A 12,602-nucleotide genomic window follows, 5' to 3' on the forward strand; every position below is an offset into this window, starting at 1 on the left:
TTTTATGTTTTTTGCGCTATAATGTTAGGAGTAGGTGATAATAATGATCGTTTATTTAAAACGAAGTTTAGGAAATGCTTGGGACTTCCTGAAAGGAACACAAGCTTATTTTCGTGATGTAGTTCTGATGCATGGGTTTATTTTGTTTATTTGTTTGCCTTTGCTTGGTAGTATGACACGCTTGATTTTACAACGTGGGTCGATCGATTATCTTTCAACGGATAATATCCCCACACTGATTTCGCAACATCCAGGAGTTTTCTTCTCCTTGATCGCTGTCTTATTGTTGATTTTGCTCTTAGTCTATTTTGAGTTTACTTTTTTGCTAATGAGTGTTTATTTCATCAAAAAACAAGAACCAATTTCATTGAAGCAATTATTACAGTTGACCATCCGACAAATAAAAAAAGTTCGTCCGATGATTTTTTTATTTTTCTTAGCTTACTTTTTTTTGATTTTACCAATCAGCGGATTAAGTTTTAATTCGGACTTACTTTCTAAAATAAAAATTCCTGCATTTATTATGGATTTTATTTTCACTAACCGCTGGATCATCGTGAGTTCTTTTCTACTTGTCTATGTCTTCCTCGGTTATATCGGGATTCGTTTAATCTTTGCATTACCTGAAATGATTTTAAGAGATCGCCCTTTTCGTGAAGCGATCCGTGAGAGTTGGCGTTTGACCAAAGCACGTTTTTTTGCGATTTCAGGTCAATTTTTAGTGATCAGTGGTACGATTTTATTGATTTCAACAATCAGTTACTTGGCGATCTTGTCCGGTCAGATCTTTGTTGAGGAATATTTCTCCGATTACTCATTGATTAGTGCTGTTTTTGCCATGACACTCTTACAAGGCGTTCTTTTGTTCAATATTGTGATGTCTACCGTCGGAATTTTTTACGTCATTGTAGACTTTATGGATGATGAAGGTTTCTTACCAGATATACCCAGCTGGTTCTCTTCACAAGAAGTGCCCAAAAAACACACAGCTTTAAAAAATACTGCGTTTACTTTATTTGCTGTTTTCTTCGGTGTTGGTGTTTGTATTTACAATATGAATTACCTGACATCTGCTTCTGAAACAAAACCTCTAACGATTTCCCATCGTGGCGTTAGCTTAGGAAACAGCGCACAAAATACGATTGCTGCACTAGAAAAGACGAGCAAAGATTACCATCCAGATTATGTAGAAATGGACATCCAAGAAACCAAAGATGGTCAATTCGTGGTCATGCATGATTTCAATTTAAGAAATTTGACTGGAGTCAATAAAGCACCGCAAGACCTAACTCTAGCAGAACTGGAAAAATTGACTGTGACTGAAAATGGTGCCAAAGAGCCATTGGTTTCATTCGATACGTATTTAAACCGAGCAAATGAACTGAACCAAAAATTATTGATCGAAATCAAAACGACTCGAAAAGATTCGGATGATTTAGTTAAAAATTTTGTTAAAAAATACGAAGAAACTATTTTAACACATGGACATATTTTACAAAGTTTGACTTATCAAACAGTGTCAGATTTAAAAGCGGAAAACCCTAATTTTTACGTTGGCTACATTTTGCCTTTTAATCTAGTTGGTCCTCCAGTAACACCTGCCGATTTCTTGACCATGGAGTACAGTACGATCAATCGTAATTTCATTGATTCTGCCCATCAGGATGGCAAAAAAGTCTATGTATGGACACCCAATGAGTCAGACGATATGAGCCGGATGATGTTTTATGGTGTAGATGGTATCATCACAGATGATATGCAAGCGTTGAATGATACGATCAAAGATTCTGAAGGAGAAATTACTTACTCTGACAAGTTATTAAACTTTGTTCTTGGTGTTGGTTAATATAAAAACGTGTTGCTCACTATCCCACCGGATAAGTAAGCAACACGTTTTTTTTAGTTTATCTTTGCTTTGATTCCTTAATAGCTCGAACGACTGCTAAAACAGCAGGGATAGCAGATATAACTGCTAGAAAAATGCTTAGTTTACCAGAATTTTTTCTTTTTTGCATAGCGATTCGCCCCCTTTCTTTTATTATAATGAAGTTTGCGAAATATCTCAAAGCAAGTGTTTGCTCACCGCTTCCAATTTTCACTATTTTGATTCCTTCGTTACTATTATTTCAGTCATCCCAACCAAAAATATGACAATTTTGTTTGAACTTTATCCCCCACTGTTCGTGAGTCCAAGCTAAAAAAGAGCTACACTAGGGTCAAAGAGGTGAATAATGATGGTCTATATTCAAACTGGTATATTTATCTTATTAATGATTGGATTATTGATGGGAATCTCAGAGAATTAATTTCAAGTAAAATAGTAACAGCTATCTTATAGCACATTGATTGCCCAAATTTTAGAATGGTGCTAAACTTAAGGTGTATTCGGAAGTTTTATGAAAAATTTCATGAATGCACAAATACCAATGAAAGGAGAAATATCTATGACATTCACAAAAACAAGCATCAGCTATCGTGTAGCATTTGATAGTTCAACGAATCGCTTCATGGCAATCGATGCAATGAACGAACAACACATCGCTTATGGGATCACCATTGAGCAAGCAGTAAAAGCGCTACACGAATCTAACTAAGGAGTGTTCCCTTTTCATGTCAGCTGATAATTCTATAGAGAATTAAAAGACGTTTTTGGCTAAACGAGCCATAGAAACGTCTTTTTTGTTTACTCCAAATAAGAAGAATATCCTAGCAGCACTTTTAAGAAAATCCTATCGATCATTTTTGTACTTCCCCTGCTCCTCTGAGAAATCACGCCATTTTTTCAAACGTACTTTAACAAAATCAGGTACAGGTATTCCTAGTTTCCTTAGATTTTCAATAACGGACAAGCCATAGATCGCACAATACGAAAAAACCAAAGCAATACCAATTGCTTCAAAACCTGTAATTTTGAGATAGGGATAAGCAATCAAAACAATAAGTAAAATCAACAAATATTTGATTACATCTTTTACCACAGAACGTTTGAATCGTTTCTTTTTTCCTGTTTTCAGACAGATACCACTAATAAAATCAAGACATAGAATCAATACAAAAATCTGAATGTACACATTACTTACAAGATTTCTAAACTCATTCAATACCACAGCATTCTCTACAATCATTTTGCTCACCCTCCACTTTCTGGAATACCTAACCTTCGTTTGATCTTACCTATTCCAACAGACTACTTCAATTTGATTACAATTCAATGTTCATCATCTTTGACACAAAATAACTTTTAAGCTATTATAAAGTCAATAGAAATCATAAGAATACGCTTTATCTTAAGCATGCTTTATCTTAAGCATGCTCTATCGAAAGAACTTTTAAGTAACTGTATTCTTAACTTTTCGAACAATTGAATCAGTGTATAAGCAAACTATAATAGCTTAAAAGCTAATTGTCAACCATAATGACTTTTATGCTATTTGAATATCAAGAAAGGTGGTTCCTTATGACACTAGTTGCGCGAATCAAACAATTAGCAGAAGAAAAAAAAGTAACCTTTGCTGAAGTCGAACGTGCCGTAGGAATCTCTAATGGCCAGATCCGAAGATGGGATCGTGTTTCACCCAAGTCGGAAAATTTAAAAAAAGTAGCGGATTATTTTGGGGTAACAACTGATTTCTTATTGGGCAGCAACCAAGCGCCAAAATGGGCAAATAAAGATGATTTATTTGAGTTAGACAAAATGCTCAATTCAAATGTCAATATGGCGTATGGTGGAGAAACATTGACAGAACAAGAAAAGCAACGTGTGAAAGATGTATTGACAGGGCTTTTCTGGGAATTTCGAAAACGTGGCAAAGAGAAGTGAGCATATATGGAGATGGATATTATCAAACTAGTAAGCGAACTGAAGCGTACCTATGATACCGCCAATCCTTTTGTGATTGCTGAAAAATTAGGAATAGAAATCAGATATGTTTCTTTTCTCGATAATCCAAAAGGACAGTTTCAAGAACTATTAGGCTCCCCTATTATTTTATTGAACAACTCACTGAAAGAATCAGAAGAACGTTTTTACATTTGTGCCCATGAACTTGGACACGCTTTGTTCCATCGAGAAATATCTAGTTACTATGTATCCTCTAGAAATTCAAGAAGCAAATCTGAGAGCGAAGCTAACTGCTTTGCTTCGAACTTGATCGTTTCCTTGTACAAAGAAGATACGGAAACCTACCCAAGAGAAGTGGAAGAGCTGACAAGACTTTATGGCCTTCCAGAGAGTTGTTATCGGTTTTTGATTTAATACAGAATAAGCTACAGGTCTTTTTTCTAAAAGTCTTGTAGTTTTATATTTTTTTCTATAAAAGTCAAAATAATAAATTTTAGAAAAAGTAAAATTCGATATAATATGACTACCTTCGTAGGGACAAATCATTTTTATTAAAAACAGTAAGCGATTTTCTTACTGTTTTTTTCTTCATCACCAATTCTGCTTTTTTCTTTCATCAACAAAAAATATGCTACAATATCTGTATAAAATTTCAGGAGAATGTACTATGAATTTTCATCCTCAAAAAAGGATCATGCATAAATTGATTCAGTTACAAAAGCAAGATCATTCCATCGTTGCTGCTGTTGTAGACAACAAAAATATGATTATATCCATCGGAAAAACTACTGTCTTAGATGATCATGATCCCACTTCTCATGCTGAATTAAATGCCGTCAGAAGTGCGTGTAAGCAATTAAAAACACATATATTACCTGAGGGATATTGGTTATATAGCACTTTTGAACCATGTCCTTTGTGTAGCTCAGTGATTATTTGGGCGGGGATAGATGGAGTAGTCTATTCGAATAATCCAACTTACCGAGGTAAAGAAGAAAACTGGTCTTTCATTTCTTGCGAAGAGGTTCTTAAAAAAGGCTCTTACATTCACGATGTTTCATTGATCAAAGACTTTATGATTGATGATATTAAAGATTATTTTACTTAACTATTGTAGTTTAATAAATAGTTAAGTAAAATTTCGTCTCGGATTTATTCGTTTTAAATCTAAAAAAATAATAAAACCTTATGACAAGTTTTTATTATACTTTTCCTATTAAATTCTTTTCTAGCACCCGCATCAATCGCCCAAACCGATCATTTTCCTTTGTTATTTCCTGATATCCCCACTTTTCATATAGCCCTTCATGTTGTGTTGTTATATAAACTTTACTAAAACCTATTTCTCCTAATTTATGTTCGCCTATTTCCACTAGCTTCTGGCTAATATGATTTCCTCGATATGCTGGTGCGACAAAAACAGTGGCAATATTAGGGGTATATTCATTTGTGTCGATAATATCTTTTTTTACAAGAGTACAAAATCCCACTACTTTGTCGCTTTCTTTTGCGATAATCACTGATTCCCAATCTGTAAATTCTTCATTCTTCATTTTTTCCGCTGTATACTTTGCTGCTTTCCAATCAAATTGACTAATCTCGTTAGCTACTTTTAGCCAGTCGGAATGTCTATTTGTTAAATTCAAGTAGTCCATATAGTTTTCCTCTTTTCTATTTTCTAATAACAAAAAAACCATCTCACAAGGAGATGGTTCAAATTCGTCTATTGAATTATTTATTGATATTTACTGCTTGTGGTCCACGTTGACCATCTTCAATATCAAATGTAACTGCTTGACCTTCATCTAAAGTCTTAAAGCCTTCACCTTGGATAGCTGAAAAATGTGCAAATACATCTTGTCCATCTTCACCAGTGATAAATCCAAAACCTTTGTCTGAGTTAAACCATTTTACTGTACCGTTATTCATATATATTTCCTCCTATTACGTATATCATACGTGTTTTGTTGCAATTAATATTACTTGGTAAAAGGAGTTTTTATAGTGTGAATATATCGCTCAGATTACGTTTCAAATTAGATTACTTATATAATATAGCATGTATTACCTAAGAACACAAATATTAACACTTACTAACTGTAATTAGTGCTTATAATACCTGTCTCAAGTCGAAAAATTAAATGTAAGTTATTATTACTATGCTTATATCTTATTATGAATATTTTTTTCTGTGAATAATACCCTTAGTAAATCAAACTTTTTTATACCGATAACTTTAACAACCCAATTCAAGGTTATTAAGTTCATAACACTAATTTGGATGTCTAATCTTTTTACAATATACATATATGAAGTGTACGATAAATAAACAAATAATCTATATGGAGAAAATACAATGAAAAAAATTATTTATATTGGTATGCTAAATAGTCTTTTTTTACTTGCTGCTTGTGAGACAACTACTTCAAAAAGTACAGAGTCAGATACACAATCTAAAAGTTCAATGAGTAGCACTGAAATAACTACAACTTATAAAGAGATTTCGTCGGAAGAAAATTTATCAACTTTTCAAAGTTCACAAATTCAAGAAGCTATAAATTCTACTCAATCATCTGAGGTAACAACGGAATCAGCGGCTGCTTCTTCGCCCCTTGTAGGTAATGCAATAACCTCTCAGGAACGAGCAATGCAAGTACTTATCAGTGATTCTCCTGAATTACAAAATGAGGATATCGTGGTTACTTTCTATAAAATGATTGAATCAGACTATCTATTCCATGCACAAAGTAAATCAATTCTTGAACAAGGAGGATCAGGATCGGTAGGTTTTTATCGAGTTTCTAAGGAAGGAACGATCACAATAACTGATGCATACGGAAACGCAGTTTAATTATTTAACCAAAAATTTAGTAGGCTTTATTTGTCAATAAACCTTGATCAACCTATCCTACCTCCATAAATATATTTCTCACTCCATTTATACTCAGTTACAAAGAAGTATCTCCCCCCAGATATATGCTCACCTCTCTCTCCTTGTCAAAGAACGTGCTATAAGTAAATCAGATGATTTTTTAAACAATCCAGATAAGAAAGAAACTGGTCAACTGGTCCAATTTACATCAAAAAAAAGACAGCCAATAATCGGCTGTCTTTTCTGCATGTAGTACCACTAAAATAAAATGGTATCTACATGTTTAGTCGTTTGCATTACTAAGAATCTTCTCTAGCCCCTATCTTACAGGCGTTCGTTCAATTCTTTCGCAAGGTCTTCAAACCCTGGTTTGCCTAGTAAAGCAAACATGTTTTTCTTGTAAGCTTCTACTCCTGGTTGGTCGAATGGGTTAATACCATTCAAGTAACCTGAAATGCCGACAGCAATTTCAAAGAAGTACATTGTGTAACCTAATGTGTAAGCATCCATTGTAGGGATTTTAACTAATAGGTTTGGTACATCGCCGTCTGTGTGAGCTAATAATGTACCTTCAAAAGCTTTTGTATTTACAAAGTCGATTTCTTTTCCTTGTAAATAACCAAGTCCGTCCAAGTCTTCTGCTTGTTCTGGAATTGTAATCGATTTACGTGGTTTTTCAACTTTTACGATTGTTTCGAAGATATTGCGACGTCCTTCTTGGATGTATTGTCCAAGTGAGTGCAAGTCTGTTGAGAAGTTTGCACTTGAAGGGTAGATTCCTTTTTGGTCTTTACCTTCTGATTCGCCGAATAATTGTTTCCACCACTCAGAGAAGTATTGCATTCCTGGTTCGTAGTTGATCAATAATTCAGTAACTTTGCCTTTACGGTAAAGAATATTACGCATTGCTGCATATTGGTAAGCTTCGTTTTCTTCAAGTTTGTCGCTTGAATAAGCTTTGCTTGCATCGGCAGCACCTTGCATCAAGGCATCGATATCTGCTCCGCTTGCGGCGATTGGTAATAAACCAACTGCTGTTAATACAGAGAAACGTCCACCGACATCATCAGGAATCACAAATGTTTCCCATCCTTCTGCGTCTGCTTCTACTTTAACAGCCCCTTTTGCTTTGTCTGTTGTAGCGTAGATGCGTTTGTTTGCTTCTTCTTGACCATATTTTTTAACAAGTAATTCTTTGAATACACGGAATGCAATGGCTGGCTCAGTCGTTGTTCCTGATTTTGAAATGACATTTACTGAGAAGTCACGGTCGCCGATCACTTCGATCAAGTCAGCAAGATAAGTTGAGCTGATTGAGTTTCCAGCGAAGAAAATTTGTGGTGTTTGGCGTTTGTCGCTTCCCAACAAGTTGTAGAAGGTATGTTGTAAGAAATCGATTGCTGCACGAGCACCTAAATAAGAACCACCGATACCGATGACCACAAGGACTTCAGAATCAGATTGGATTTTCTTAGCAGCAGCTTTGATACGAGCAAATTCTTCTTTGTCGTAGTTCGTAGGTAGGTCGATCCATCCTCGGAAATCGCTACCTGCGCCAGTTCCTTCTCGTAATAATTTGTCTGCAGCAGTAACTTGACTCTGCATATAGCCTAACTCATGTTCATTGACAAATGGTGCAACTTTTGAATAGTCAAAATGAATGTGTGCCATTTTTGTTCCTCCTTAAAAGTTTCAATCTACAGATATACTTTACGTTTTTTTTTATTATTTTTCAAGCAAATATGCGAGAAGCTTCTAATATTTGCAAGAAACTTCCATTTTTTAGACTAAACCTTGCATAGCCATTACTTTTGCGACTTTTTCAAAACCTGCCACATTGGCACCAAGCAAAAGATTTTTTTCGTTGCCAAATTCTTTGGCAGTTTGACGACATGTTTGATAGATCGTTGCCATGATCTCATCAAGTTGCGCATCAACTTGGCTGCTTTCCCACACCAAACGTTGTGAATTTTGGCTCATTTCTAGCGCAGATACAGCTACACCACCAGCATTGGCAGCTTTTCCTGGACAATACCAGATGTCTGCTTTTTCATAGACTGAAACAGCATCTAATGTGGATGGCATGTTCGCACCTTCTGCGACGATCTTCACGCCATTTTCTACAAGGATCTCTGCCAATTGTCCGTCGATTTCATTTTGCGTTGCACAAGGTAAAGCAATATCAGCCGCTTGTTTCAAAGTCCAAACCGATTCATTTGCGTGGTATTCAGCCGATGAGCGTTCTTTGGCGTATTCTGTTAAGCGGGCTCTTTTGACTTCTTTCAATTCTTTTAATAGATCAAGATCGATACCTTCTGGGTCATAGATATAGCCACCTGAATCAGAACAAGTAACGACTTTCCCACCTAATTCATGGACTTTTTCGATTGCATAGATTGCCACATTCCCACTGCCTGAAACCATCACTGTTTTGTCAGCAAATGAATCTTGTTCTTCGTTCAATAGATGTTTTACATAATAAACTAAGCCATAACCTGTTGCTTCTGTTCGGATCTTACTTCCCCAGAAATCTAAAGGTTTCCCTGTCAAAACGCCTGCATCATATTGTTTCAATCGTTTATAGGCACCATACATATAGCCGATCTCACGAGCACCTACACCGATGTCGCCTGCCGGTACATCAATTGAAGGTCCGATATGTTTTGCCAGTTCCAACATGAAACTTTGACAAAAGCGCATGATTTCATGATCCGATTTTCCTTTTGGATCAAAATCACTTCCGCCTTTACCGCCACCGATTGGTAGGCCTGTCAGGCTGTTCTTGAAAATTTGTTCAAATGCTAAGAATTTTAAAATACTCAAATTGACACTTGGATGAAAACGTAAGCCACCTTTATATGGTCCGATGGCTGAATTGTATTGGATTCGGTACCCACGATTCACTTGCCAGTTTCCTTGATCATCTTGCCAAGGAACACGGAATTGGATCACTCGTTCTGGTTCTACTAAAATCCCTAGAATATTTTTTTCAATGTATTCTGGATTTTTTTCTAAAAATTGGATGACCGTAGGCATAAATTCATCGACCGCTTGCAGAAACTCGATTTGGCCGTCATCTTTTTGGTGAAGTTTTTCTTGTATCGCTTGTACGTATTCTTTTGCATTTGACATAGGTTCACGCTCCTTTATTCATCTGACTTTATTTTAGCTTATTTCAATCATAGGTCAAAACATTTTCTGCGAATCGTCTTCAAATATGCTACACTCTCTGTGAGGTGAGAAAATGGAAAAAACTTATGACGTGATTGTTGTTGGCGCAGGAACAAGTGGCATGATGGCTGCAATCAGTGCAGCCGAGTACGGTGCCAGTGTCTTGTTGATCGAAAAAAATAAAAAAGCAGGTAAAAAATTATTGATGACTGGTGGCGGTCGATGTAATGTCACAAATAATCGCCCTGTCGATGATTTGATTACGCATATCCCAGGAAATGGTAAATTTTTATATAGTACGTTTTCTCAATACAACAATTTTGACATCATGGAATTCTTTGAAACACAAGGGGTTCACTTAAAAGAAGAAGATCACGGACGGATGTTTCCAGTGACAAATAAATCAAAAACGATCATTGAAGCGTTGGTTCATCGTCTGAATGAATTGAACGTCACGATGTTTTTTGGTGAACGTGTAGAAAAATTGATCCATAAGGACAACCAAATCTATGGTGTGCGTACTGAATTTGATGAATTTAAAGCAAAATGCGTCATTTTGACGACTGGTGGACGCACCTATCCTTCTACTGGTGCAACGGGTGATGGGTATAAATTGGTCAAAAAAGTAGGCCACACGATCACACCACTTTATGCAACAGAGTCTCCTTTAATTTCTGAGGAGTCATTTATTGCGGATAAAGTGTTGCAAGGTCTTTCTTTACAAGATATCACGTTACGTGTCTTGAACCAAAAAGGAAAAGTGATCACGGAACACACGATGGATCTTTTATTTACCCATTTTGGGATCTCTGGACCAGCAGCTTTAAGGTGTTCCAGCTTCATCAACAATGAGCTACAAAAAACGCAGGCACCTGTAACTGTTTCTTTAGATTGCTTCCCGACGAAATCAGTCGAAGAACTGATACAGGAGTTAGTGGAACTAAGTAAGGAATCGAAAAAGAATTTGATCAATGCGTGGCGTGGTTTTCTACCTGAACGTCTACTCCAATTTTATCTTGAACGGCTAGAAATGACCGAACTAACTGGTAGCCAAACATCTGAAAAACAAATCCAAGAATTTGCTGAATTATGTAAAAACTTTGAGCTATTGATCCATAAGACATTTCCCATCGAGAAATCTTTTGTTACTGGTGGTGGCGTTTCATTAAAAGAAGTCAATCCAAAAACCATGGAAAGCAAAGTATTGAACGGACTGTTTTTTGGTGGAGAGTTACTTGATGTAAATGGGTATACAGGTGGTTTTAATATCACGGCAGCTTTTGCTACGGGACGTGTTTCAGGAATGCACGCAGCCATGCAAAGTCAATGGTAAGAGACAAAAAAGCAAAACATTGCTTGAATGAAACATCCATGAAAGGCAACGCGTGTCGTTCGCCTTTCATGGATGTTTCAGCATTTGTTTTGCTTTTTGTTTGTGGTTTTTAAATTTTGATATCGACAAATGTTGCATTGGTCAACTCAGCGATTGCTTCTGGAGCAAGTTCCATTTGCAGTCCGCGCTTTCCAGCAGAAATAATGATCTGGTCATATTCTTTTGCCTGTTCTTCAATAAATGTTGGGAATAATTTTTTCATACCAATTGGTGAACAGCCACCTCGAATATATCCGGTCGTTTTTTCCAAGTCCTTGAGATGGAGCATTTCTACTTTTTTATTGCCGGAGACTTTTGCTAGTTTTTTTAAATCAAGTTCAGTACTTCCAGGAATAACGGCAACGATCGGGCCTGTGTTATTCCCCACTGCTACTAATGTTTTAAAAATTCGTGATTCACTTCCTGGCAACTGAGCAGCAACGGATGAGGCACTGATATGTGCTTCATCCCAAGCATATTCATGTTCTATATAAGCAATCTTTTTTTGTTCTACCATACGTATAGCATTCGTTTTTACTGGTTTCTTCTTTGCCAAAATCTTCACCTTCGTCTAGCTTAATTTTCATTGAGTAAACTAATGATTTGTTTTAATTCTTTAACTGGTAATTGGCCAGGTGCAGAAGCTCGTGTCGCATCTAACGCACCGAAAGTGATGGCTGAACCTGTCACGTTGCCTGCAAGTCGAGAGACCATGCCAAGCTCACCCATTGACATAGTGACTAGAGGCATTGACACAAACGCATGTGCACGACGAGTCAATTCCATCATCCGTAATACATCACGTTCATTATTTGGCATCACAGCAATTTTGCCGATACTTGCACCAAAATGTTCCATCATATTCAAACGATACAGCAAGACCGGATCTGCTGGTGTTTCTTTAAAATCGTGACTACTGATGACCAGTGGGATCTGGCGGCGGTGGATATCATGGAGCAGATCCTTTTCCATACTTTCGATTTTGAACAACTCAATATCTAGCATTTCCACTAATTCTGTGTCGATCAAAAATTTATACAGATCGTGATAGTCTTTGATGGAAATATCTTGCGTTCCACCTTCTTCTAAGGTTCGAAAAGTCAAAAGCAATGGAAGTCTTTCTAACATTTCATAGATCAGTACTAACGTTTCTTTTAGTTGTTCTTTGTTGAAGACATCCTGATAACAATCAAGACGCCATTCAGCCAAATCAGCACCGGCTTCCCTCGCCAGGATTGCTTCTCTCAGAAGTTCTTCGCGAGTTGTACCAGTCAAGGGCGCACAGACTTTTGGACGTCCAGTACCAAATCTTACTCCTTTTACTTGAAACATTTACTTCACGCCCT

15 protein-coding genes are annotated in these 12,602 nt (G+C 36.5%); 7 read left to right on the top strand and 8 right to left on the bottom strand.

The genetic code is table 11. The features are described 5' to 3' along the window. The first annotated feature begins 46 nt into the window (after positions 1–46). The gene (locus IGI79_RS08685) at positions 47–1,846 is read left to right on the top strand and encodes a glycerophosphoryl diester phosphodiesterase membrane domain-containing protein (RefSeq protein WP_175401364.1); all 1,800 of its coding nucleotides are present in this window, start codon (positions 47–49) and stop codon (positions 1,844–1,846) included. Positions 1,847–1,904: 58 nt separating this feature from the next. On the opposite strand, the gene IGI79_RS08690 is transcribed toward IGI79_RS08685, so the two are convergent. Then, positions 1,905–2,099 carry a hypothetical protein gene (locus IGI79_RS08690; protein ID WP_019724616.1) on the bottom strand — a complete coding sequence of 65 codons (195 nt, stop codon included), beginning with the start codon at positions 2,097–2,099 and terminating at the stop codon, positions 1,905–1,907. Between the two features lie 345 nt (positions 2,100–2,444). Between IGI79_RS08690 and IGI79_RS08695 the strand changes: the two genes are divergently transcribed. Beyond that, positions 2,445–2,594, top strand: a complete 150-nt coding sequence (locus IGI79_RS08695) for a hypothetical protein (RefSeq protein WP_010735118.1) — start codon at positions 2,445–2,447, stop codon at positions 2,592–2,594. A gap of 135 nt (positions 2,595–2,729) precedes the next feature. Here the strand turns inward: IGI79_RS08695 and IGI79_RS08700 are convergent, their stop codons facing one another. Next, a complete protein-coding gene (locus tag IGI79_RS08700; protein WP_438845859.1) occupies positions 2,730–3,125 on the bottom strand; it encodes a phage holin family protein in 396 nt (131 codons plus the stop codon). Positions 3,126–3,457: 332 nt separating this feature from the next. On the opposite strand from IGI79_RS08700, the gene IGI79_RS08705 reads away from it, so the two are divergent. The 3 genes from IGI79_RS08705 (at position 3,458) to IGI79_RS08715 (ending at position 4,949) form a co-directional block, all read left to right on the top strand. Continuing rightward, the gene (locus IGI79_RS08705; protein WP_010735116.1) at positions 3,458–3,820 is read left to right on the top strand and encodes a helix-turn-helix domain-containing protein; all 363 of its coding nucleotides are present in this window, start codon (positions 3,458–3,460) and stop codon (positions 3,818–3,820) included. 6 nt (positions 3,821–3,826) lie between these two features. Next, a complete protein-coding gene (locus tag IGI79_RS08710) occupies positions 3,827–4,255 on the top strand; it encodes an ImmA/IrrE family metallo-endopeptidase (protein ID WP_019722947.1) in 429 nt (142 codons plus the stop codon). Between the two features lie 253 nt (positions 4,256–4,508). After that, positions 4,509–4,949 (top strand): nucleoside deaminase, encoded by a 441-nt coding sequence (locus tag IGI79_RS08715; protein WP_438845860.1) that lies wholly within the window; start codon positions 4,509–4,511, stop codon positions 4,947–4,949. Between the two features lie 94 nt (positions 4,950–5,043). Here the strand turns inward: IGI79_RS08715 and IGI79_RS08720 are convergent, their stop codons facing one another. Next, entirely contained in the window at positions 5,044–5,529 is a 486-nt protein-coding gene (locus tag IGI79_RS08720; RefSeq protein WP_438845861.1) for a GNAT family N-acetyltransferase, read from the bottom strand. Positions 5,530–5,572: 43 nt separating this feature from the next. Further along, positions 5,573–5,770, bottom strand: a complete 198-nt coding sequence (locus tag IGI79_RS08725) for a cold-shock protein (protein WP_019722950.1) — start codon at positions 5,768–5,770, stop codon at positions 5,573–5,575. A 427-nt stretch (positions 5,771–6,197) separates the two neighbouring features. On the opposite strand from IGI79_RS08725, the gene IGI79_RS08730 reads away from it, so the two are divergent. Continuing rightward, entirely contained in the window at positions 6,198–6,692 is a 495-nt protein-coding gene (locus IGI79_RS08730; RefSeq protein WP_438845862.1) for a hypothetical protein, read from the top strand. 345 nt (positions 6,693–7,037) lie between these two features. On the opposite strand, the gene IGI79_RS08735 is transcribed toward IGI79_RS08730, so the two are convergent. Both IGI79_RS08735 and gdhA read right to left on the bottom strand, forming a co-directional pair. Next, positions 7,038–8,384: a glucose-6-phosphate isomerase gene (locus IGI79_RS08735; RefSeq protein ID WP_019722952.1), complete on the bottom strand. Its 1,347-nt coding sequence runs from the start codon at positions 8,382–8,384 to the stop codon at positions 7,038–7,040. 111 nt (positions 8,385–8,495) lie between these two features. Next, a complete protein-coding gene (gdhA, locus tag IGI79_RS08740; protein ID WP_066025259.1) occupies positions 8,496–9,845 on the bottom strand; it encodes an NADP-specific glutamate dehydrogenase in 1,350 nt (449 codons plus the stop codon). Positions 9,846–9,957: 112 nt separating this feature from the next. Between gdhA and IGI79_RS08745 the strand changes: the two genes are divergently transcribed. After that, a complete protein-coding gene (locus tag IGI79_RS08745; RefSeq protein ID WP_438845863.1) occupies positions 9,958–11,217 on the top strand; it encodes an NAD(P)/FAD-dependent oxidoreductase in 1,260 nt (419 codons plus the stop codon). Between the two features lie 109 nt (positions 11,218–11,326). Here IGI79_RS08745 and ybaK read toward each other — a convergent pair whose 3' ends face one another. Further along, a complete protein-coding gene (ybaK, locus tag IGI79_RS08750; protein ID WP_317742940.1) occupies positions 11,327–11,812 on the bottom strand; it encodes a Cys-tRNA(Pro) deacylase in 486 nt (161 codons plus the stop codon). A gap of 20 nt (positions 11,813–11,832) precedes the next feature. Further along, on the bottom strand, positions 11,833–12,588 hold the full coding sequence (gene aroD / locus IGI79_RS08755) for a type I 3-dehydroquinate dehydratase (protein WP_108144838.1): 756 nt from the start codon (positions 12,586–12,588) through the stop codon (positions 11,833–11,835). Positions 12,589–12,602: the final 14 nt, after the last annotated feature.

The sequence above is a fragment of the Enterococcus sp. AZ084 genome (genome assembly GCF_051714905.1).
Classification (GTDB): Bacteria; Bacillota; Bacilli; order Lactobacillales; family Enterococcaceae; genus Enterococcus_B; species Enterococcus_B pernyi.